Origin of the sequence: Amycolatopsis xylanica, assembly GCF_900107045.1 — a bacterium.
Classification (GTDB): domain Bacteria; phylum Actinomycetota; class Actinomycetes; order Mycobacteriales; family Pseudonocardiaceae; genus Amycolatopsis; species Amycolatopsis xylanica.
The window spans coordinates 603,355-623,956 of the sequence record NZ_FNON01000001.1 but is presented as its reverse complement, the minus strand read 5'-3'; the positions used below and the strand labels follow the sequence as shown (position 1 = coordinate 623,956).

At 69.0% G+C, this 20,602-nt stretch carries 18 protein-coding genes, 1 tRNA gene and 1 pseudogene; 15 read left to right on the top strand and 5 right to left on the bottom strand.

Going from position 1 to position 20,602, the window contains the following annotated elements:
• Positions 1-13: 13 nt before the first annotated feature.
• Both BLV57_RS02690 and BLV57_RS02685 read left to right on the top strand, forming a co-directional pair.
• A complete protein-coding gene (locus tag BLV57_RS02690) occupies positions 14-925 on the top strand; it encodes a PaaX family transcriptional regulator (RefSeq protein ID WP_091286116.1) in 912 nt (303 codons plus the stop codon).
• A 4-nt stretch (positions 926-929) separates the two neighbouring features.
• Complete coding sequence (locus BLV57_RS02685; RefSeq protein ID WP_425425935.1) at positions 930-1,703, top strand: enoyl-CoA hydratase/isomerase family protein; 774 nt, start codon at positions 930-932, stop codon at positions 1,701-1,703.
• A 6-nt stretch (positions 1,704-1,709) separates the two neighbouring features.
• On the opposite strand, the gene BLV57_RS02680 is transcribed toward BLV57_RS02685, so the two are convergent.
• From BLV57_RS02680 to BLV57_RS02665, 4 genes are all read right to left on the bottom strand, one after another.
• Positions 1,710-2,321, bottom strand: coding sequence for a TetR/AcrR family transcriptional regulator (locus BLV57_RS02680; protein ID WP_091286111.1), 612 nt, complete (start codon positions 2,319-2,321; stop codon positions 1,710-1,712).
• A 77-nt stretch (positions 2,322-2,398) separates the two neighbouring features.
• Positions 2,399-3,292: a CU044_5270 family protein gene (locus BLV57_RS02675; RefSeq protein ID WP_091286108.1), complete on the bottom strand. Its 894-nt coding sequence runs from the start codon at positions 3,290-3,292 to the stop codon at positions 2,399-2,401.
• Positions 3,285-3,851, bottom strand: a complete 567-nt coding sequence (locus tag BLV57_RS02670) for an RNA polymerase sigma factor (protein WP_245757116.1) — start codon at positions 3,849-3,851, stop codon at positions 3,285-3,287. The genes BLV57_RS02675 and BLV57_RS02670 overlap by 8 nt, the downstream gene beginning before the upstream one ends.
• Positions 3,852-3,910: 59 nt before the next feature.
• Positions 3,911-5,377 (bottom strand): amino acid permease, encoded by a 1,467-nt coding sequence (locus tag BLV57_RS02665; protein WP_218134569.1) that lies wholly within the window; start codon positions 5,375-5,377, stop codon positions 3,911-3,913.
• A 149-nt stretch (positions 5,378-5,526) separates the two neighbouring features.
• On the opposite strand from BLV57_RS02665, the gene BLV57_RS02660 reads away from it, so the two are divergent.
• The 10 genes and pseudogenes from BLV57_RS02660 (at position 5,527) to BLV57_RS02615 (ending at position 18,159) form a co-directional block, all read left to right on the top strand.
• Positions 5,527-6,675 carry an NAD(P)/FAD-dependent oxidoreductase gene (locus tag BLV57_RS02660; RefSeq protein ID WP_218134567.1) on the top strand — a complete coding sequence of 383 codons (1,149 nt, stop codon included), beginning with the start codon at positions 5,527-5,529 and terminating at the stop codon, positions 6,673-6,675.
• A gap of 9 nt (positions 6,676-6,684) precedes the next feature.
• The gene (locus tag BLV57_RS02655) at positions 6,685-7,824 is read left to right on the top strand and encodes a Glu/Leu/Phe/Val family dehydrogenase (RefSeq protein WP_245757115.1); all 1,140 of its coding nucleotides are present in this window, start codon (positions 6,685-6,687) and stop codon (positions 7,822-7,824) included.
• 9 nt (positions 7,825-7,833) lie between these two features.
• Positions 7,834-8,733: a LysR family transcriptional regulator gene (locus tag BLV57_RS02650; protein ID WP_091286100.1), complete on the top strand. Its 900-nt coding sequence runs from the start codon at positions 7,834-7,836 to the stop codon at positions 8,731-8,733.
• Between the two features lie 99 nt (positions 8,734-8,832).
• Positions 8,833-11,082, top strand: a complete 2,250-nt coding sequence (locus BLV57_RS02645; RefSeq protein WP_091286097.1) for a glycosyl hydrolase family 18 protein — start codon at positions 8,833-8,835, stop codon at positions 11,080-11,082.
• A gap of 214 nt (positions 11,083-11,296) precedes the next feature.
• Positions 11,297-11,836, top strand: a pseudogene (locus tag BLV57_RS02640) (D-glycero-alpha-D-manno-heptose-1,7-bisphosphate 7-phosphatase); the annotation flags it as partial.
• Entirely contained in the window at positions 11,833-12,396 is a 564-nt protein-coding gene (locus BLV57_RS02635) for a D-sedoheptulose-7-phosphate isomerase (protein ID WP_091286092.1), read from the top strand. The pseudogene BLV57_RS02640 and the gene BLV57_RS02635, both read left to right, overlap by 4 nt.
• Positions 12,393-13,781: a PfkB family carbohydrate kinase gene (locus tag BLV57_RS02630; protein WP_091286090.1), complete on the top strand. Its 1,389-nt coding sequence runs from the start codon at positions 12,393-12,395 to the stop codon at positions 13,779-13,781. The genes BLV57_RS02635 and BLV57_RS02630 overlap by 4 nt, the downstream gene beginning before the upstream one ends.
• Positions 13,782-13,798: 17 nt before the next feature.
• A complete protein-coding gene (locus tag BLV57_RS02625) occupies positions 13,799-15,151 on the top strand; it encodes a phenylacetate--CoA ligase family protein (protein ID WP_091286087.1) in 1,353 nt (450 codons plus the stop codon).
• Between the two features lie 62 nt (positions 15,152-15,213).
• Positions 15,214-16,872 (top strand): glycoside hydrolase family 55 protein, encoded by a 1,659-nt coding sequence (locus tag BLV57_RS02620; protein ID WP_218134566.1) that lies wholly within the window; start codon positions 15,214-15,216, stop codon positions 16,870-16,872.
• Positions 16,873-16,983: 111 nt separating this feature from the next.
• Positions 16,984-18,159, top strand: coding sequence for an alginate lyase family protein (locus BLV57_RS02615; RefSeq protein WP_091286083.1), 1,176 nt, complete (start codon positions 16,984-16,986; stop codon positions 18,157-18,159).
• On the opposite strand, the gene BLV57_RS02610 is transcribed toward BLV57_RS02615, so the two are convergent.
• The gene (locus tag BLV57_RS02610) at positions 18,156-18,947 is read right to left on the bottom strand and encodes an ATP-grasp domain-containing protein (RefSeq protein WP_091286081.1); all 792 of its coding nucleotides are present in this window, start codon (positions 18,945-18,947) and stop codon (positions 18,156-18,158) included. The two genes, BLV57_RS02615 and BLV57_RS02610, sit on opposite strands and share 4 nt — an antisense overlap.
• Positions 18,948-19,098: 151 nt before the next feature.
• Here BLV57_RS02610 and BLV57_RS02605 point away from each other — a divergent pair.
• The 3 genes from BLV57_RS02605 (at position 19,099) to BLV57_RS02595 (ending at position 20,579) form a co-directional block, all read left to right on the top strand.
• Positions 19,099-19,172 (top strand) — tRNA-Pro (locus BLV57_RS02605).
• Positions 19,173-19,323: 151 nt separating this feature from the next.
• Positions 19,324-19,908 (top strand): RNA polymerase sigma factor, encoded by a 585-nt coding sequence (locus BLV57_RS02600; RefSeq protein ID WP_091286079.1) that lies wholly within the window; start codon positions 19,324-19,326, stop codon positions 19,906-19,908.
• The gene (locus BLV57_RS02595) at positions 19,908-20,579 is read left to right on the top strand and encodes a QcrA and Rieske domain-containing protein (protein WP_091286077.1); all 672 of its coding nucleotides are present in this window, start codon (positions 19,908-19,910) and stop codon (positions 20,577-20,579) included. The genes BLV57_RS02600 and BLV57_RS02595 overlap by 1 nt, the downstream gene beginning before the upstream one ends.
• Positions 20,580-20,602: the final 23 nt, after the last annotated feature.

The window sequence follows — 20,602 nt, the reverse complement described above, 5'->3', positions numbered from 1 at the left end:
GGCGGTGAGAGCGATGGCGGAGGCCGCCACCGACGCCATGGTCGGAGCTCGGTCGCGCGCGACCGAGCAGAAGGGCGCCGCGCCGCGGCCGACCGTTTCCCGCCGCCGGGAGGTGAGCCACGCCAGCGCGCGCTCCCTGCTGATGACGGTGCTCGGCGAATTCGTGCTGCCGAGAGACAAGCCGGTCTGGACTTCGATCCTGGTGGACGTGCTCGGCCTGCTGGAGGTCGAGGAGAAGTCGGCGCGCCAGGCGCTCGCGCGCTCGTCGGCCGAGGGCTGGGTCGTGTCCGAGCGCGTCGGCCGCCGCGTCCGCTGGTCGCTGACGCCGCCGGGGCGCCGCCTGCTGACCGAGGGCGCGGAGCGGATCTACGGCTTCGGCAACGAGACCCGCAGCTGGGACGGCAGCTGGCTGATGCTGATCGTCTCGGTGCCCGAGTCGAAGCGGGACCTGCGTCATCGCCTGCGCACCCGGCTGACCTGGGCCGGGTTCGGCTCGCCGGTGTCCGGGGTCTGGGTGAGCCCGGACGTCACGCGCCAGGGCGAGGCCCAGCAGATCGTGCACGACCTCGGCCTCGACACCCAGGCGATGTCGTTCACCTCGCACTACGGCGAGGTCGGCGAGCAGGAGTCCATGGTCGCGCGCTCGTGGGACCTGACCGACCTCAAGGACCGCTACGAGGACTTCATCGACAAGTTCACCGGCCTCAATCCGGCAGGCGGCGAGGCGGTGCTGCGTGCGCAGACCCGGCTCGTGCACGAATGGCGCCGCTTTCCGTTCCTGGACCCGCAGCTGCCCTCGGACCTGCTGCCGTCGAACTGGAGCGGGCTGAAGGCCGCCGAGCTGTTCCACAAGACCCATGTCGACTGGCGGCCGGAGGCCCAGCAACACTGGGACGCGCTCGTGGACGCGGAAGAACAGGATTGACCCCTTGATCGAACTACAACGGGAAAGCTCCGGCCTCGCCGTGCTGACCATCGACGCTCCCCCGCTCAACCTCTACACCGCCGAGTTGCAGGACCGTCTCGCCGAAGCGATCGGCGAACTCGAGGGCGACCGCCCGCGCGCGCTGCTCGTCCGCGCCGAGGGCAAGATCGTCAGCGGCGGCGTCGACGTGTCCCTGTTCGACGCGCAGGGCAGCGCCGCCGAGGCGAAGGTCCTGTTCGACCGGATGCTGTCCATTCCGGACCGGATCGCCGCGCTGGAGTTCCCGACCGTCTTCGCCGCGCATGGCCTGTGCCTCACGTGGGCGTTCGAAGTGGCTGTCGCCTGCGACATCATCCTGGCCTCCGAGCGCGCCAAATTCGGTCTGGTGGAACGGGTCGTGGGCCTGACGCCGACCATGGGCGGCACCCAGCGGCTCGCCGCGCGAGCCGGGGTCGGCCGCGCCAAGGAGTTCGTGATGACCGGCGCGACCTATGACGCCCAGACGCTGGAGCGCTGGAATGTCGTCAACCGCGTGCTGCCCGCGGAAGACTTCGACGCCGCGTGCCGCGCGTTCACCGAGGCCTTGGCCGCCGGGCCGACCAAGGCGCACGCCGCCACGAAGAAGGTGCTCGAGCACTATGAACACGGCGGCGTCGCGGAGGCGAACGCGCACATCACCACGATCGCCGCGGAATTGTTCGACACCGAGGATCTGCGTGGCGCGGTGAAGTCATTCCTCGCCGATGGACCGGGTAAAGCGACTTTCACCGGACGCTAAGAGATCTTAAGAAGCGGGCACGGTCGCGGTGAGAGCGTCGATGAACCGCGACAGGAACTGCCCGTAAGCCGCTGTCATGTCGACGGCCTCCGGATCCAGCAGCCACTGGATCTGCAGGCCGTCCATAGTGGCCAAGAACAGCTGCGACACCAGTTCCGGATCGACGTCCGCGCCGATCTGCCCGGCTTCCTGCGCGGCGCGCACGTGTTTCGCCGCGATTTCCCGGCCCTGGGCGTACCGCTTGACGAAATACGCGTGCGCGGGATGCGAGGGTTCACTCGCCGCCGTCGACAGGGTCGCGAAAAGCTGCACCAGATGGGGCTGGCGGACGTTGTGCGCCACCACTTGTTCGCTGGCGCGCAGCCAGTCCATCCCCGTGACGCCCTCGGCCTTTTCGGGTTCGAGCGCCTGCTCGTCGCGATACCGGAGCACCGCCATCAGCAGCTCCTCTTTCGAGGCGAAATGATGGCGGAGCCCGGTGTGCGAAATCCCGACCTGTGCCGCGAGTTCCCGCAGCGAAACGGCTTCGTATCCCCTGGTCGCGAAGACCTGCAGCGCGGCCCGGATGAGTTCTTCCCGCCGCGCCACCCCCGGCGCGTACGGCCCCCGAGCCCCCATCCGGCAACCCCTTCCGGCGAAATCTTGCCAACCGGCACGAATTCTAGTCAGGGGTTACCGGCGCCGTCTTCACCCGGTCAGGGGTGGTCTCCGATCTTGTCCACGATGCCGCGGGTGACCACCGCTGTGGACCGATCCCCCAGATAGATCCCGGTTTTCGGATCGAAGACCAGGATGACCGGCTTGGCGGCCTTCGAAGATCCGTGCGGGGTCGGCCAGGTGATGCCGATGCCCAGCCTGCCGATCCCGTCCTTCGCGTTTTCCACCACGGACAGACCCGGCACCTTCGCCGCGGCGCGGAACAGCGCCGCGCGAGCCGCCGGGCGCAGGTAGCGCTCGTTGGCGAGTGACGCGACATCCTTGCCGAGCGCGTTGACGTCGCCCTCGGCACCGCTGTGATTCTTCAAGAGGTAGGCGAGCATCGCGTCGGCGTCGGTGGGCAGGTCCCGCAGGTAGGCTGGCGACGGCTTGCAGAGTTCGAACTGGCCTGGCAGCGGCTCGTCGCCTTTGATCACCTGAGCCTTCCCATTGACACACCCTGGCAACGGGAAGTCGCCTTGTTCCTGTTTGATGAACCCGTCATGCTCGCCGTCGACCGAAAGCCATGACTCCCGCACGCTCCCGGGGTTCTGCGTCTTGGTGTAGATCAGCTGCTCGGGACGTGGCTCCGCGTCCGGTTCGAGCAACGCAGCGGCGGCCGCCTCGGTCAGCACCCGCACAGGATCGGCGACCGCCCGCGGCGCCACCTCGTCGACGGGCGCGACCGCGATCACCGCGGTGATCGCGGCGGCGAGCCCGATGACTCCTGCACCACCCCAGGCGAGCCGCCTGCGACGAGACCGGGGGGCTTTGGCCGTAACGGACGACGCGCCGATCGCGGCTTCGAGGCGCGCTCGCGCCGGCGCGAGTTCCGCCAGCGTGACGAGCGGGGTCTTGTCTCCTGCTTCCTTCAGCAACTGCAGCTCATCCATGCTGGGAAATCTCCTCAGAAGTCGTCAAGCCGAGCGAGGCGCGGACTTTCTTGCGGGCGCGGAACATCCGCGACCGGACCGTCCCGACCGGGATGTCCAGCGCGGCCGCGACCTCCTCGTAGGCCAGTCCCTCGGTGGCGATCAGCACGAGCACGTCGCGGTCGCCTTCGGACAGCGTGTCCAGCGCCTGGGTGAGCACGTCGCCCATGGCCTCGGCGGTCACCTGCTCGGCGACCCGGTCGGCGTGCCCGTCCTGGACCGGCTCCGGTCCGGTGACCAGCCGCAGCCGTGCCTGTTTGCCCTGTTCACGCCAGTATTGACTGACCAGGTTGGTCGCGATGCCGTACAGCCACGGCCGGGCGTCCGGCCGGGCCAGGTCGTACTTGCCGCGTTTGTCGAAGGCGATCAGGAAGGTGTCGCCGACCAGGTCGTCGGCGGCCTCCCTGCCGAGCCGTCGCGCGAGATAGCGGTGTATGTGGGGACCGTGGCGGTCGAAGATCGCCGCGAACCGGCCTGGTTCGCCTAGCGACGCTTCGATCACCGCTGCGTCTGAGCTCAAGTTCAGCCTCTCGCCGTGGGACCGTTCACCCGGCTATTCGCGAGAAGGGCGAAACGAGTTCACGGCTGGTCGGGCAGGCTCGCCAGATCGACCGATCCCCCAGGGCTGACCTTCCGTGCGTTGCGGTAGCCGTAAGCAGCGTAAATGATCAATCCGAGCACCAGCCAGACGCCCAGCCGCCACCAGGTTTCGGCCTTGAGGAACGTCATCAGCCAGATCGAGAACCCGATACCGATCAACGGCACGATCGGCATGCCGGGGCACCTGAACCCGCGCGGCAGCTCCGGGCTGCGGTAGCGCAGCACGATGACCGCGGCGCTGACGATGACGAACGCGAGCAGCACGCCGATGTTGGTCAGCTCGGCCGCTTCACGCACCGGCAGCAGCCCGGCGAGTACCGCGGACGCGCCGCCGATCAGCCAGGTCGCGCGGTGCGGCACCCGGCGGCGCGGGTGCAGGCCGCCGAACCAGCGCGGCATCAGGCCGTCGCGGCTGAGCGCGTACCAGAGCCTCGAGGCGCCCATCATGAACGAGAAGCTGACCGTCACGATGCCGAGCACCGCGCCGATGGCGACGATCGTGCCGACACCGCCGAGCCCGACCGCCTCGAACGCGGCCGAGAACCCGCGCGCCGGGTCCACCTTCTGGTAGCCGACCATGCCGGTGAGCACGATGCAGGCGAGCACGTAGAGCACCATGCAGATGCCGAGCGAGAGCATCATCGCTTTGGGCAGATTCCGCCGCGCTTCAAGGGATTCCTCGGCCGCCGTGCTCAGCGCGTCGTACCCGAACACGGCGAAGAACACCGTCGACGCGCCCGCGACCGCGCCGTCGAACCCGAACGGCATGAACGGGCTCAGGTTCGCGCTCTGCACCTTGGTGATCCCGACGATCACCACCAGCAGCACGATCACGATCTTGATGACGGTCAGCACGACGTCGACCCGCGACGAGGTCTTCGTGCCCCGGTTGAGCAGCCACGCGACGCCGAGGCAGATCAGCACCGCGACCAGGTCGATCCGGTGGCCCGCCCCGGTGCCCGGCGCGCCGAGCGCCCACGCAGGCAGATGGATGCCGAGGTCGTCGAGCAGGAAGCCGACATACCCCGACATGCCGATCGACACCGCGGCCACGATCGCGGTGTATTCGAGCAGCAGGTCCCAGCCGATCACCCAGCCGACGATCTCGCCGAGCACGGCCGCGCCATAGGTGTACGAGGACCCGGCGCGCGGCACCAGCCCGGTGAACTCGGCGTACGCGAACGCCGAGCAGAGCGACGCGACGCCGGCGATCAGGAACGAGAGCAACACCGCGGGCCCGGCGATGTCGCGGGCGACCGCGCCGGCCAGGCTGAAGATCCCGGCGCCGATGATCGCGCCGACGCCGATCAAGGTGAGCTGGCCCAGCCCGAGCACCCGGACCATGCGATGCCCGCTGTCCGGCTCCGCGGCGGGCAGAGTCCGGCGGAAAATCCCGCGCGGTCCGGTGCTCAGGAATCCCGATTCGCGTTCGCCGAGCCTGCTCATCAGCGCCTCCCAGATCGTTGTGGGTGACTTTCACTGTTCCGCCGAGTTCGCGAAAGGTTCACGAGGCCGCCGATGGATGTCGCTGAGCCCCAGATCTACTGGCACTGAACGGCTCGCGCGAGCACGTTCCGGCGTCCTACGGTCGCCTTATGGAAATGCGCGGCACGGCCGAGGTGGTGATCATCGGCGGTGGGGTGGTCGGCGTCAGCGCCGCCTTCCATCTCGCCGAAGCGGGGGTCGACGTCCTGCTGCTCGAACGCGACGAGCTCGCGTCCGGCAGCACTTCGAAGGCGGCGGGCGGGGTGCGCGCGCAGTTCTCCGATCCGGTCAACATCGCGCTCGGCGCGCGCAGTATCGAGCTGCTGGAACGGTTCGCGCGGCGGCCGGGCGGCGAGATCGACCTGCGCCAGCACGGCTATCTCTTCCTGCTCGACAAACCGGGCGACGTCGCCGCGTTCACCGCGGGCGTCGCCGTGCAGAACACGGCAGGCGTGCCGAGCCGCATGCTGGAGGTCGCCGAAGCACGGGCGCTGTCGCCGATCATCAGCACCGAAGGCCTGCTCGCCGCCGCGTATTCGCCGCGCGACGGCCATTGCACGCCGGAAGCGGTCGTGCAGGGTTTCGCACAGGGCGCGCGGCGGCTGGGCGCGACGATCCGGCGGCACTGCGCGGTCACCGGCATCGAGACCACCGGCGGGCACCTCTCCGCGGTCCACACGACCGCCGGAACCGTCCGCACCTCGACGGTCGTCTGCGCCGCGGGCGCCTGGTCGGCCGAGATCGGCGAGCTGGCGGGCGTCGACCTGCCCGTGCGGCCGCTGCGCCGCCAGATCCGGGTCACCGAGCCGATTCCCGCTCTGCCGCCGGGCCTCCCGATGACCATCGACTTCGGCACCACGTTCTACTTCCATCCCGAGGGCGCCGGACTGTTGATCGGGATGTCCGACCCTGACGAGGAGTTCGGCTATCACCTGTCGGCCCATGACGGCTGGCTCGAACGGCTCGGCTCGGCGGTCCTGCGTCGCGCGCCGGGGCTCGCCGAAGTCGGGATCGCGCACGGCTGGGCCGGGCTCTACGAGATCAGCCCCGACCACAACGCGATCATCGGCCAGTCCGCCGGCGTCCCCGGTTTCTTTTACGCCACCGGGTTTTCCGGGCACGGCTTCGGCCAAGGCCCCGCCGTCGGCGAAGTACTCCGCGATCTCGTTCTCGGCGAAAAACCTTTTGTCGACGTGTCCACATTGGACGTGCAACGTTTCACGGGAAACAAGATCAAGCCCGAACACAACGTCGTTTAAGGACTTTCAGTGGATCTGCTGCAGAGCATGGACGAGTGGGGACCCGAGAAGATCGTCTGCGTCTCGGACACCAAGACCGGGATGCGGGGCGTGCTCGTCATCGACAACACGGCACGCGGCTCCGGCAAGGGCGGCATCCGGATGGGCCCGGACGTGTCTGTCAACGAAATCGCCCGGCTCGCCAGGGTGATGACGTGGAAATGGGCCGCCGTCGATTTGTTCCACGGCGGCGCGAAGGCGGGCATCGCGGGCGACCCGGACGGCGCGGGCAAGGAACGCGTCTTGCGCGCGTTCGCCCGGAAACTCGCTGATCAGATCCCCTCGCAGTACGTCGCCGGGCTCGACATGGGCCTGACCGAGCGCGACGCGGCGATCATCCAGGACGAGCTCGGCGACCGCGGCGCGGCCGTCGGCGTGCCGGAGGAACTCGGCGGCGTCCCTTACGACAAGCTCGGCGTGACCGGGCACGGGGTCGCCGAATCGGCGGACGCGGCGCTGTTCCGGATCGGCCGCTCGTCCGCGGGCGCGCGCGTCTCGATCCAGGGTTTCGGCGCGGTCGGCGCGGCGGCCGCCCGGCGGCTGCACGAACTCGGGGCGCAGATCGTCGCCTTGTCGACCTCGCAGGGCGTGGTCTACTCCCCCAGCGGCCTCGATGTGCCGAAATGGCTTGACCTGCGCGCCGAACACGGCGACGCGTGTGTCCAGGCCGCGCCGCCCCATCACCGGATCGCGGCGGGCGCCGAGCTGCTGGTCGACTGCGAAGTCCTCATTCCCGCCGCCCGCCAGGACGTGCTCGACGTCGACGTCGCGCCGGATGTCAAAGCCCAGCTGATCATCGAGGGCGCCAACCTGCCGACCACCCCCGCGGCGCGCCAGGTGCTCGCCGGGCGCGGCGTCACGGTCGTGCCGGACTTCATCGCCAACGCGGGCGGCGTGATCGCGGCGGCCTTCGCGATGGACGCCCGGCGTTCGCCGTTCCGCCCCGACCCGGCCGCGATCATGACCTCGGTCGCCGAACGCGTGCGGCGCAACACCGATCAGGTGCTGACCGCGGCCGAACGATCCGGGACCCTGCCGCACGCGGCGGCCCTGTCGATCGCGCAGGGCCGCGTCCGCGCGGCGATGGAACTGCGGGGCCGGCTGCCGTAGTGTCACGGCGTGCTCAACCCGATCCACCTGCGCACACTGCGCGAATGCGTCCGGACCGGATCGTTCGCGGAGGCCGCGCGGGGTCTCGGCTACACCGCGTCGGCCGTCTCGCAGCAGATGATGCTGCTGGAACGGGCGGTCGGCGCGGCGCTGTTCGAGCGCTCGGCGCGCAGTGTCCGGCCGACCGCGGTGGCCCAGCTGCTCGCGGAGCGCAGCCAGGACGTGCTCGGCGCGCTGGCCAAGCTGGAGAGCGAAGCCCGGGCGATGGCGCTCGGCGAGCACGGCACGCTGCGGCTGGCGAGCTTCGCGACCGCGAGCGCGCGGGTGCTGCCGCCCGCGCTGGCCGAGATCGTCGCGCGCTGCCCCGGCGCCGAGGTCGAGCTCGACGAGGGTGAGCCGGACGAGGTGCTCGGCGGCGTCGTCGACGGTGCGGTCGATCTGGCGCTCGTCTTCGAGTACGACCTCGACCCGCGCGAATGGCCCATATCGTTGCACCGCACGGAACTGCTCGCCGAACCACTGACCATCGCGGTCCCGTCGGCGCACGCGGCGGAGGGTCCCGAAGTGGAGCTCGCCGAGCTGGCTGACGAGCCGTGGATGTGCACCCGCGAGGACACCGCGGGCGCGCGCTCGCTCGGGCGGCTGGCGCACGCGGCCGGGTTCACTCCGCGCATCATCTTCCGCAGCAACGATTACACGGTGTTGCGCGACCTCGTGGCGCGCGGGCTCGGCGTCGCGATGCTGCCCGGACTGGCCGTTTCCGGGGAGGGCATCCGCGCGCTGCGGCCGGCCGGGGTGACCGCGAGCCGCCGGGTGCTCGCGGTGCATCGGCCGCACAACGGCAATCCACTGCTCCCGGTCGCGCTCGACTGCCTGCGGATCGCGGCCTCGACGCTGCTGCTGGTCTAGTCCCCTACTAAGTGGTCTAGACGTTTGCCCATCGGCGGGTTACCTTCTTTTGTGGTCTAGACCACAGCAGGCACCTCCTTAGTCGCTAGGAGAACAGCCATGAGACGTACCCTCCGCCGCTTACTCATCGCGTTCGCCACGCTACTGCTGGCGACAACTTCCTTCAGTCCACCCGCACTGGCCGCCGGCAGCCTCAAAGCCACGCTGGTGCTCACCGGGAACACCGGCGAATACACGGTCACCAACAGCGGCACCGCCGCGGTCAGCAACTGGGCGATCACCTTCCAGCTGCCGTCCGGCGTCACCGCGACCTCGGGCCAGCACGGCACGATCAGCCAGTCCGGCACCTCGGTCACCCTCACCCCGGCGTACTACATCGCCACCCTGCAGCCGGGCCGGTCGACGTATCCGTACAGCCCGACCTTCCAGCTCAGCTCGGCCGCGCAGCCGACCCAGTGCCGGGTGGACAACGCCAACTGCGACGGCTCACCCGACACGCCGCCGTCGGCGCCCGGCAATCTACGCGCCACCGTGAAGACGACGACCACGGTCAGCCTGGCCTGGAACGCCTCGGCGGCCGGCTCGCTGCCCGTCGCGGGCTACGACGTCTACAAGGGCACCGCGGTCGCCGCTTCGGTCACCGGCACCACCGCCACGCTCAGCGGCCTCACCGCGAACACCTCGTACACGTTCACGGTGAAAGCCAAGGACACCAAGGGAACCGCGTCACCGGCGAGCGCGCCGCTCACGGTCACCACCAACAACCCCGGCGACGACACGCAACCGCCGACCGCGCCGGGCAACCTGCGGTCGACGGCGGCCGACTCGGGCAGCGTGACGCTCGCCTGGAACGCCTCGACCGACAACACCGGCGTCGTCGCCTACGACGTCTACCGTGGCGGCTCGCTGGCCGCCACCGTCACGACGACGACCGCGAAGGTCAGCGGGCTCGCACCGTCCACTTCGTACACTTTCACCGTCAAAGCCCGTGACGCCTACGACAACGCGTCCGCGGCGAGCAACACGCTCACCGCGTCCACAACGGACATCGTGAGCGGGTACGCGCGGGTCGGCTACTTCGTGCAGTGGGGCATCTACGGCAGGCAGTTCTTCGTCAAGAACCTGCAGACCTCGGGTGCGGCGTCGAAGCTGACGCATCTGCTGTACGCGTTCCAGAACATCGACCCGGTCAACCTGACCTGCCTGTCCGGCGTCACCAAGGGCACCACCGCCAACCCGCAGGACCCGAACCAGGGTGACGGCGCGGGCGACGCGGAAGCCGACTACTCGCGGCCGATGTCGGCGGCGCAGTCGGTCGACGGGGTCGGCGACACCGGCTGGGAGTCGCTGCGCGGCAACTTCAACCAGCTCAAGAAGCTCAAGGCGGCCAACCCGAACCTCAAGGTGCTGGTGTCGCTCGGCGGCTGGACGTATTCCAAGTACTTCTCGGACGTCGCGGCCACCGACGCCTCGCGCAAGAAGTTCGTCTCCTCGTGCGTCGACACCTGGATCAAGGGCAACATCGCGCCGTACGGCGGCGCGGGCGGCCCCGGCACCGCGGCGGGCATCTTCGACGGCATCGACATCGACTGGGAATGGCCGGGCAGCCCTGACGGTCACCCCGGCAACCACTGGAACGCCAACGACAAGCAGAACCTGACCGCGCTGCTCGCCGAGTTCCGCACGCAGCTCGACGCGTACGGCACGACCACCGGCAAGCGCTACCAGCTGCAGGCGTTCACGCCCGCGGACCCCGGCAAGGTCTCCGGCGGCTGGGAGGTCGACAAGATCTTCCAGTACCTCGACGTCGCGAACGTGCAGGGCTACGACTTCCACGGCGCGGGCAGCGACAACTCGTGGGAGCCGAACCGCACCGGTCACCAGGGCAACCTGTACGCCGACGCGGATGACCCGTACACCACCAAGTTCAGCGTCGAGGCGGCGATCAAGGCCTACACCGACAAGGGCGTCAATCCACGGAAGCTGACACTCGGGCTCGCCTTCTACGGCCGCGGCTGGCAAGGCGTGGCCGCAGGCGGCAAGAACGGCGAGTGGCAATCCGCCACGGGTGCCGCGCCGGGCCAGTTCGCCGAGGAAGCGGGCACGCGCGGGTACTCGAACCTCATCGCGTCGGTGCCCGGCTGCACGATCTATCACGACACGGCGGCCGTCGCCACGTCCTGCTACACCGGCAACAACGGTCAGTGGTGGACGTTCGACGACGCCTGGTCGATCGCGGCCAAGACGGCCTGGCTCAAGAGCAAGGGCCTGCTCGGCGTGATGGCCTGGGAGATGTCCGGTGACAGCGGCGGCACGCTGATGAACGCCGTCGACGGCGGACTCAAGTAAGACCTCGTGGGCGTTCCGGGCGGTTCTGGCCGCCCGGAACGCCCACGGGCCTTGCCTGGACAATGACATGAATCGACGTAACCGATCCCGGCTCCATGGCACGAAATCAGGTCATCCACCGAACGATGGCTTCGCCCGCTATAGCTTCCGGCTGTGAGAAGCGCCTGAAGCCCGGGGAGTTCGGACAATGCGAGACCCAAGCAGCGAATCCTGCCGAAGCCGGACACCGTCGGCGGTCCTGTTCGACCGGGACGACACGCTCATCACGGATGTGGCCTACCTCAATGATCCTGGCGGCGTCCAGCCGGTGGCAGGCGCCGAACAAGCCCTCGACCTCTTGCGAAGCTCCGGCATCGAGGTCGGCGTGGTGACCAATCAGTCCGGAGTGGCTCGCGGATTCATCACACCGGATCAGCTCGAAGCGGTGAACGCCAGGGTCGAGCAGTTGCTCGGACCATTCGGTACCTGGCAAGTGTGCGTGCACGGTCCCGACGACGGCTGCACGTGCCGTAAACCCGCGCCTGGCCTGGTCTTGTCCGCGGCCCGCGAACTCGGCGTGGAGGCAAGCCGGTGCGTGGTCATCGGCGACACCCGCAGCGACATCGAGGCCGCGCATGCCGCCGGTGCCCGCGGCATCCTCGTGGGCGCCCGGCCACCCGAGGTCCCGGGCGCGCGCGGGCAGGTGCCCGTCGCACGCGACCTGACCCACGCTGTCCGCCTCGCGCTGGCGTCCACGCCGGGAGGCAGCCGGTGATCGAAGAACATTTCGCCGCGCTCAGCGGTGCGCTGCTACGCACCCGCCCCGCCGCGGCACGTATCCGGCGATGGGGGCACCAGCTCGCGGCCGTGTTCGACAGCGGCGGCAAGGTTCTTGTCTGCGGGAACGGGGGCAGTGCCGCCGAGGCACAGCATCTGACCGGCGAGCTGATCGGCCGCTTTCGCGGTGAGCGGCGGCCCCTGTCGGCCATCGCGCTGCACGCCGACAGTTCCGCGGTCACCGCCATAGTCAACGACTACGGGGAATCCGAGGTCTTCGCCCGCCAGGTGCGCGCACACGGCCGCCCGGGCGACGTGCTGCTCACCCTGTCCGCCAGCGGCGCCAGCCCGAACGTGGTGGCAGCCGCCAAGACCGCGCTGGACGGCGGGTTGACCGCGTGGGCGTTCACCGGACCGGCGCCGAATCCACTCGTGTCCGTTTGTCATGACGCGGTGGTGGTCGAGGCCTCGTCGGTCGCGACCGTGCAGGAGGTGCACCTCGTGCTGGTGCACGCCCTGTGCACGGCAGTCGACGACGCGCTGGGCGTGACGGAATGAAGCCGCTGGTGGTGGTCGGCGACGCGGTGCTCGACATCGACGTCGAAGGTGCCACCGAACGGCTCTGCCCGGACGCGCCGGTGCCGGTGGTCGACGTCGGCACGCATTGGCGGCGCCCCGGTGGTGCGGGCCTCGCCGCGATGTTCGCCGCGCGCACGACCGCGGACGTCGTGCTCGTGACCGCGCTCGGTACCGACCCGGCCGGTACGACGCTCACCGCGCTGCTCGAACGCGAGGTGAAGGTGCTACCGCTGCCACTCCGTGGTGAGACCTCGTCGAAACTGCGAGTGCGGGCCGGCGGCAAGACGTTACTGCGCTTGGATTCCGGGACGGGCACGGCCGCGCCCGCACGGCTGGACCCCGCCGTGACGGCCGCGCTGCGTTCGGCGGGCACGATCTTGGTCGCCGACTACGGGCGTGGGGTCACCGGACATCCGGAACTCCGCCGCCTGCTCACCGAACTCGCACCTGGGACGCCGGTGGTCTGGGATCCGCATCCGAAAGGGTCGGCGCCGGTTCCCGGTGCGCTGCTGGTCACGCCGAATCTCGCCGAAGCACGGCTTTTCGCACCAGGCCACCGGAACCCGGCCGTGCTCGCACGGCGCCTGCGCGAGCAGTGGGCCGCCGGCGGCGTCACCGTGACGACCGGGCGCGACGGAGCCGTACTGGCCGACGGCATGAGCACATCGGCGACACCCGTGCCACGGGCCTACCGATCGGCCGCGATCGACGCCGACAGCTGCGGCGCCGGAGACCGGTTCGCCGCCTCGGCCGCCTCGGCACTGCTGGCAGGGGCGTCGCCGCGTGAAGCAGTCCGTGCCGCCGTGGTCGCCGCGGCACGGTACGTCCTCGCGGGTGGTCCTGCTTCGGTGTCCCGATGTGACACCTCGCGCACGCCGGGCACGGCCTTCGCGGTGGCCGAGCGGATCCGGGCTTCAGGTGGACGGCTGGTGGCGACCGGTGGGTGCTTCGACCTGCTGCACCCCGGGCACACCGACTTGTTGCGCCGGGCGAGGGCGCTCGGCGACGCGCTCGTCGTCTGCCTGAACTCCGACGAATCCGTGCGCCGTTTGAAGGGCCCGGCCCGGCCGATCATCCCCGCGCGGGACAGGGCACGGCTGCTGCTCGAACTGTCCTCCGTGGACGCGGTGGTGACCTTCGACGAGCCGACGCCGGTCGAAGTGCTGGCTCGCCTGCGACCGGACGTGTGGGTCAAGGGCGCCGACTACCACGGAACCGAGCTACCCGAGCGCGAAGTCGTCGGCGAGATCGTGCTGATCCCGCTGCTTGAAGGCTACTCGACCACCCGGCTGATCGATCTGCTCGGCGCGCGAGGGGATCGCGGGCCCGAAGACCATCAGCACGACCTGCCCCTTGTTGTCTGATCGATTTTGGAGCCGACGTGGACCTGACCGGAGAAACGGCCCGCGCTTTCGCACGTGCCAGTTCGGCACTCGCTCGTGCGACGGCGACGGCGCGGGTGGCTCGCAAGCGCGAGAAGATCGAGCAGCTGGTCGAATTCGATCTCGCGGCGGGCGCCGAACGGCTCGATCGGCTGTTGGCCCACGCGGTGGAGCGGGTTCCCTTCTATCGTGGCCGTGATATCCCTGTCGGCCGCTCTCTCACTGATTTCCCGATGGTACGCAAAGCCGATCTGCGCGCCGGTTTCCCGGATTTCATCAGCAGGAGATCGAACGGCCGGATGGAACAGGGCACGTACTTCATCAACGAGACCAGCGGCAGCACCGGCCAGCCGCTCCGGACGCTGGCCACCGTCGAGACCGGCGGAATCATGAACGCCGCGATCCACGAGCGGATCAACCGTCATCTCGGGGTCGCCGAAGGCGGCATCACCCTCAACGTCGGCCTGCAATACTCCGGGCCGACCCCACTGTTCGAGCCTGAGGCGCTGCCACGGGCCACCGTGCGCTGTAACCTGCGTGGTTTCGATCCCGGCGAGATCGAGGTCGCCCAGGCCTACGAGGCGACGGTCGGCCTGTTCCCGGTCGAAAAGATCAGCGGCACCTCCAGCCGCATCGTCACGCTCGCACGGTACTGCGCGGAGCGCGGGATCAGCTTGCGCCCGAAGGCGATCATCGCGACCTACGAGCACATGCCGGACAGTGGGCGCGCTCTCGTCGAGAAGACGTTCGGCTGTGCGGTGACCATGCTGTACGCGACTTCGGAGACCGGGTACTCCGCGTGGGAGTGCGACCGGCGCAACCTGCATTTCCAGGATGACCTGGTGTTCCCCGAGATCGTGCCGGACGGCGGCACGGGGATCGGCGACATCGTGCTCACCAACTTGCTGTCAACACCGATGCCGATCATTCGCTATCTGACCGGGGACCGGGCGACCGAGCCGATCGTGTGTGGCTGCGGACTGCCCGGTACCGCGATCGCGAACCTGGTCGGGCGGACCAGGACCAGTCTGGTCGGCGCGGATCGAGAACTCTATTCACCGTTCGCGTTGATGGGCGCGCTGGCGGCGGCGGGCCTGCCCGACTTCCAGATCATCCAAGAGACACCAGGCATGGTCGAGCTGATCGTGCCCGCCGCCTCGTCGCAGACGGACGAAGTCATGCGCGTGCTCAACTCCCGGTTGGTGGAGGTGTTCGCGCCACGGCGCGGTTTCCGGCTCCGCTTGGGCTCGTACGGGCGCTTCGTGCTCACCGAATCGGGCAAGCGCAACCCGGTCGTCCAATACCTCGACTTCCCACCGGCGACCGAGACCAGCGGATACCTCATCTCCTGAAGGAACTGTTCCCGCTCAGCGCGCCATTTACATCCGATGTATGCCGGACTTACCGTGTGCGCGTGGAGATACAGCGGCGAAAGTTCCTGATGGGCGGCGCGAGCATGGCCGCATTGGCGGCGACTCACTCGGTGACCGGGACAGCGTCCGCGGCGGTCCAGGCAGAAAGCTCCGACCTTTGGCGGGAATTCGTCCGCGACCCGTATCGCCATCCCCAGATCCCGAACGTCGCCTACGCCGGATACCGGACAGGGCAACGGCTCCCGCACCTGCCGGTCCACGCGAACGTACTGGCGTACGGCGCGAAACCGGACGGCTCGGCCGACGCGGCGCCCGCCATCAACCGCGCGATCGAGCAGGTCGGCAAGCGCGGCGGCGGCGCGGTGTACCTGCCACCGGGCACCTATCGCATCGACGACGTCGTGCGCATCGGCTACGACAACGTCGTGCTGCGCGGCGCCGGCCGCGAGCGGACCACGTTGTTCGCCACCAAGTCGCTCGAAGAGATCATCGGCATCAACCGCAGCCGCTACGGCGGCGGCGACAACTCGGCGTGGAGCTGGTCGGGCGGCCTGGTCTGGGTCTGCCATCGCGACCGCTACCGCGACCTCGTCACGGCCATCCAGGCCCGCGACTGGCCGCTCGAAGGCTGGACCGGCAACGAAGGCGACGCGTCGAAGCCGATCGCCCAGCTCACCGCGCCGGCGACCCGTGGCGCGTTCACCCTGACCGTCGACGACGCGCGCGGGCTCTGCGCCGGGCGCCGGGTAATGCTGCAACTCGACGACACCGCCGACTACAGCCTGCTGCGGCACATGGCGGGCGACCTGCCCGGCACGGCCACCTACAAGTGGTCCGACAAGGACAAGCTGCTGTCCTACCGGCCGTTCCAGTGGCCGGTACGCATCGAAGCGGTGCGAGGCAAGCAGATCCGGTTGAGCCAGCCACTGCCGCTCGACGCGCGCCCTGAGTGGATGCCGCGGCTGACCACCATGGTCACGCCGGTGAGCGGGTCCGGCGTCGAGGACCTGACCATCCAGATGGTCAAGACCGTGCGGCCGCGGCATCTCAAGGACAAGGGCTACAACGGGCTGGTCTTCCAGTGCGCGTGGGACTGCTGGGCGGACAACGTGTCGGTTGTGGACAGTGACAACGGCTTCCTGCTCGTGTCGTCGAAGGGCGTCACGCTGTCGCGGACGCGGGTGTCCGGGCGTGGTCAGCACCATTCTTACGCATGCCGCGAGCAGTCGCATGACAACCTCGTCGAGGACTTCGGCATCGCCAAGTTCACCGAGACCACGGCGGGGTCCACCCACCACGGGATCAATGTGGAGGGCCTGTCGTCCGGCAACGTCTGGTCGCGCGGCGTCATGGAGGCGGGCACCTTCGACACCCACCGCGGACTGCCGTTCGCCAATGTGCGCACCGAAATCACGATCTTGAACGACGGCGCGCACGGCGGCAGCGCGGACGCGGGCCCGCTGTACGGCGCGCGTTTCGCTCACTGGAACATCACGGTCACCAATGAACGGGCCGGTTGCGTGAAAATCGACGACGTGGCACCGTGCAGCGCTACCGTGGGGATCTCGGCAGTCCGCGACTTCGGGCAGATCGACAAACCCGATTTCAGCGGCGAGCTGAACGCACGCCTGGAAAGCTACGGGACGACGGCGATCTCGCCGTCGAATCTCCACCAGGCGCAACGCCGCCTGCGCGGCTGAACCCGCCATTCACATATGTGTTTATTCAGGCCAAAAACTAAGACCTTGACTGTCTTGGTTTAGACCATTCACACTGCAAGGCACAGCACAACTCCTTCCCTGCAAAGGAGCATGATGTTCGTACGTCAACGTGGACTCCGAATATCAGCGGCGGCACTACTCGTTTCGCTCGCTGTGACCGCGACCCCGGCAGCCGCCGCCCCGGCGGCCTTCGCCCATCCCGGGGTACTGGTCAGCAAGACCCAGCTCGATTTCGTCAAGGGCAAGGTCAACTCCGGCGCCCAGCCATGGAAGAGCGCCTACGACCAGATGATGGGCAGCGGCTACGCGTCACTGAACCGCACCCCGAAACCCAGGGCGACCGTCGAATGCGGACCCTATTCCAACCCCAACTACGGCTGCACCGACGAGCGCCAGGACGCCATCGCCGCGTATTCACTGGCGCTGGCCTGGTACATCACCGGTGATTCCCGGTACGCCACCAAGTCCATCGCGATCATGGACGCCTGGTCGGCCACCATCAAGACCCACACCAACTCCAATGCCCCGCTGCAAACCGGCTGGGCGGGCTCATCATGGCCACGCGCGGCCGAGATCATCAAGTACACGTACTCGAGCTGGCCGAACTCGGGCCGCTTCGCGACGATGCTGCGCAACGTGTATCTGCCGGTGGTGATCAAAGGCAGTAACAGCAACGGAAACTGGGAACTCAGCATGATGGAGGCCGCGATCGGCATCTCCGTGTTCCTGGAGGACAAGGGCAGCTACGACACGGCCGTGGCCAAGTTCCGCGCCCGCGTGCCCGCCTACATCTACCTGACCTCCGACGGCTCACAGCCCCGCGTGACGCCCGGCAGCGGCCTCGACACCAAGGCCAAGGTCGTCAAGTACTGGCAGAACCAGAGCACCTTTGTGGACGGACTCGCCCAGGAGACCTGCCGCGACTTCACCCACACCGGCTACGGCCTCGCCGCGATCGCCGACTTCGCGGAGACCACCCGCATCCAGGGCCAGGATCTCTATCCCGAGATCGGCACCCGCCTCCGCCAGGCGCTCGGCTTCCACGCCAAGTACGAACTCGGCGCGGCCGTGCCGTCCTGGCTCTGCGGCGGCAAGCTCAACCTGGGCCTCGGCCCGGTCACCGAGGTCGGTTTCAACGCCATGCACACCCGCCTCGGCAACGACATGCCCAGCACCCAGCAACTCACCGAGTCCAGGCGGCCGGCGGGCACCAACGCCCTCTTCGTCTCCTGGCAGACCCTGACCCACGCGAACAATCCGTCCTAGGCCGTGCGGGGCTCCTCCACCGAGGAGCCCCGCACGAACCGGCGGTCCCGCGGCGAGACCTCGCCTAGCGGCCCCGCGGACCTGAGCACGACATCCAGCACCTTGTCGAGGTCCGCCATGTAGTACTCGGAGAACCAGGCCATGTTGGCCTCGACGATCGCCGCCCGCCCATCGGCGACGCCGACGTCGAGCACCACCGCGCCGGGCAGCTCCCCACCGTGCTCGCCGAGGTAATCGGCGGCCAGTGCGAGCACGTCCCCGGGCACGGCGTCGCCGAGGCCAGGATCCAGCCGACCCCACGTCGCATAGCGCGACGCCGCGTGCACGACGCCGTCGAGCACGAACAGCCGGTGCTCGCTCGCGAACTCGACGACCTCACTGACCAAGACCGGCGTGTCCCCGGCCAGCCCCTCAGTCGCCTCCCGCAGATCTTGCCCATCGCGGTAAACCCGCGCCGGGAACCCCTTGTCGCTCGGCGGCTTCACGAACGCCCGTGTGTCCAGCGTCCATGCCTCGCTCAGGCTCATCGCGGCGACAGCGCGCCCAGCGAACTCGAACGGCACGTTCGGCAGCCAGTCGGTGGCGGGCTCCAGCAACCCGATACCCAGCTCACCCGCGAGCCGCTCCCCCACCTTCGGGCCGCCGTAGTAGTGATTTGAACCCGCGGCCCCTTGACCCCCAGTCAAGTGCGTCACGACCTCAAGCCCCCGCCAAGCGGCGACCCGCGCCAGCGGCCCGACGGTCGGCAGCACCCGCGGCGCCACCACCAGCACCCGTTCCCGCCCCATCGGCCCACCCTCCCAGCCCTCGATCGCCGCCGCACCCGATTTTGACTGTTAGTGCAGGTCAGACACACAGGGTGACCTGGTTGCAAGGCCCTCTGAGGGAGGCGCTAGAGTACTCACATCGCCTTCCGGGGAACACCCCGGCTGACGAGTCCGGGCTGTGGCGCAGTTTGGTAGCGCACTTGACTGGGGGTCAAGGGGTCGCAGGTTCAAATCCTGTCAGCCCGACGGACACAAGAGCCGCTTGATTTGGGTGAAAACCCAGGTCAAGCGGCTTTTTTGCGTTCTTGGCAGAGCGCCGCCGCGTTCATCGTGTAACCCGTGCCCCTATCTAGGGTGACAGGGAGTGGTCTGGGTGCGGGAGGCCGGATGGTGACGGGTGGCGGCGCAGCGGTTTTGGAGCAGGCGTAGACCAGGTGACGAAGAGAAGCCGGATGCCGGCGCGCACGGGCGTCTGCGTGCGGTGTCGCCGGACGCGTATGCGAATTGGGAGGCGATCTACCGCGACAACGTGGATCGGGTGTACCGGCTGATGTTCGCGAAGGTCGGGAACCGGCCGGACGCCGAGGATCTGACGGCGGAGGTGTTCATGACGGCGCTGAAGCCGCTGCGCGTGTCGGCGAGCGTGGGTGAGGTGCGGGCCTATCTGCTGGCGACCGCGCGCACGGTGCTGGCCGGGCATTGGCGGCGCACCCTGGGCAGGGAGGTCACCGCGCTCGACGTGGACCGGGTCGCCGAGGAGTTCACGCCGGAGACGATGGACGCGGAATCGGTCGCGAAGGCGGAGGCGATTTTGGCGGAGCTGCCGGAGCGGTATCGGACTGTGCTGCGGCTGCGGTTCCTCGAGGCGTGTTCGCTCAAGGAAGCGGCGGCCGCGCTTGGCGTGACCGTGGGCAACGCGAAGGTCCTGCAGCATCGGGCGCTGCGTCAAGCGGCGGCCGTCGCGGACAGGATGGAGGCGTGATGCGCGGGCTTCGCCGTTATGTCAAGGATTTGCTCCGCGGACGACGCCCTCGTCCGTTCGCCGCGGACGCGGCCGAGGAGGCCGAGGCGCGTGCGGCGATCCTGCTGCGCGCCGCCGGCCCGGACCGGGGCCCGGCGTCCGGCGATTTCGTCGAGGACGTGCGGCGGCGGCTGGCTTCGGAACTCGACGAGGCCGGCGAGGCGCCGCGTGGCGGGAGCCGGCGGCGATTCGTGGAGGTGACCTCGGTGGCCGCGGCGTCGGTGGCGCTCGGCATCGGGTTGGACCGCGTCCTCACCGGCGACGGGGAACCGAGTGCTCCCGCGGCCGAGACGGTCGTGCCGGACGGCGGGGAATGGCGCGCGGTGGTTGCCGCCAAGGACCTGCCCGAAGGCGCCGTGGTGCCGTTCGACGCCGGCGCGGTGTCCGGGTTCGTCGAACGTGCCGGCGGTCAGGTCCGAGCCGTGTCGGGCGCGTGCACGCATCTGGGCTGCAAGCTCACGCTCAACGCACCGGCCCGCCAGCTCGACTGCCCGTGCCACAAGGCGGCGTTCGCTGTCGACGGTGCCGTGCTGCACCACCGGTTGCCGATCGCTCTGCCCCCGCTGCCGCGCCTGCTGGTGCGCGAATCCGGTGGTGTGGTGGAGGTCTTCGTGCCCACGCGCACGGCGTAACCCGGTTGCCTATCCGTAGGCAT

Bases quoted from the DNA above. Each gene is read 5' to 3' on its own strand.
- BLV57_RS02690 (WP_091286116.1), top strand. From the start codon at position 14: ATGGCGGAGGCCGCCACCGACGCCATGGTCGGAGCTCGGTCGCGCGCG.
- BLV57_RS02680 (WP_091286111.1), bottom strand. From the start codon at position 2,321: ATGGGGGCTCGGGGGCCGTACGCGCCGGGGGTGGCGCGGCGGGAAGAA.
- BLV57_RS02675 (WP_091286108.1), bottom strand. From the start codon at position 3,292: ATGGATGAGCTGCAGTTGCTGAAGGAAGCAGGAGACAAGACCCCGCTC.
- BLV57_RS02665 (WP_218134569.1), bottom strand. From the start codon at position 5,377: ATGAGCAGGCTCGGCGAACGCGAATCGGGATTCCTGAGCACCGGACCG.
- BLV57_RS02660 (WP_218134567.1), top strand. From the start codon at position 5,527: ATGGAAATGCGCGGCACGGCCGAGGTGGTGATCATCGGCGGTGGGGTG.
- BLV57_RS02645 (WP_091286097.1), top strand. From the start codon at position 8,833: ATGAGACGTACCCTCCGCCGCTTACTCATCGCGTTCGCCACGCTACTG.
- BLV57_RS02630 (WP_091286090.1), top strand. From the start codon at position 12,393: ATGAAGCCGCTGGTGGTGGTCGGCGACGCGGTGCTCGACATCGACGTC.
- BLV57_RS02615 (WP_091286083.1), top strand. From the start codon at position 16,984: ATGATGTTCGTACGTCAACGTGGACTCCGAATATCAGCGGCGGCACTA.
- BLV57_RS02610 (WP_091286081.1), bottom strand. From the start codon at position 18,947: ATGGGGCGGGAACGGGTGCTGGTGGTGGCGCCGCGGGTGCTGCCGACC.
- BLV57_RS02595 (WP_091286077.1), top strand. From the start codon at position 19,908: ATGCGCGGGCTTCGCCGTTATGTCAAGGATTTGCTCCGCGGACGACGC.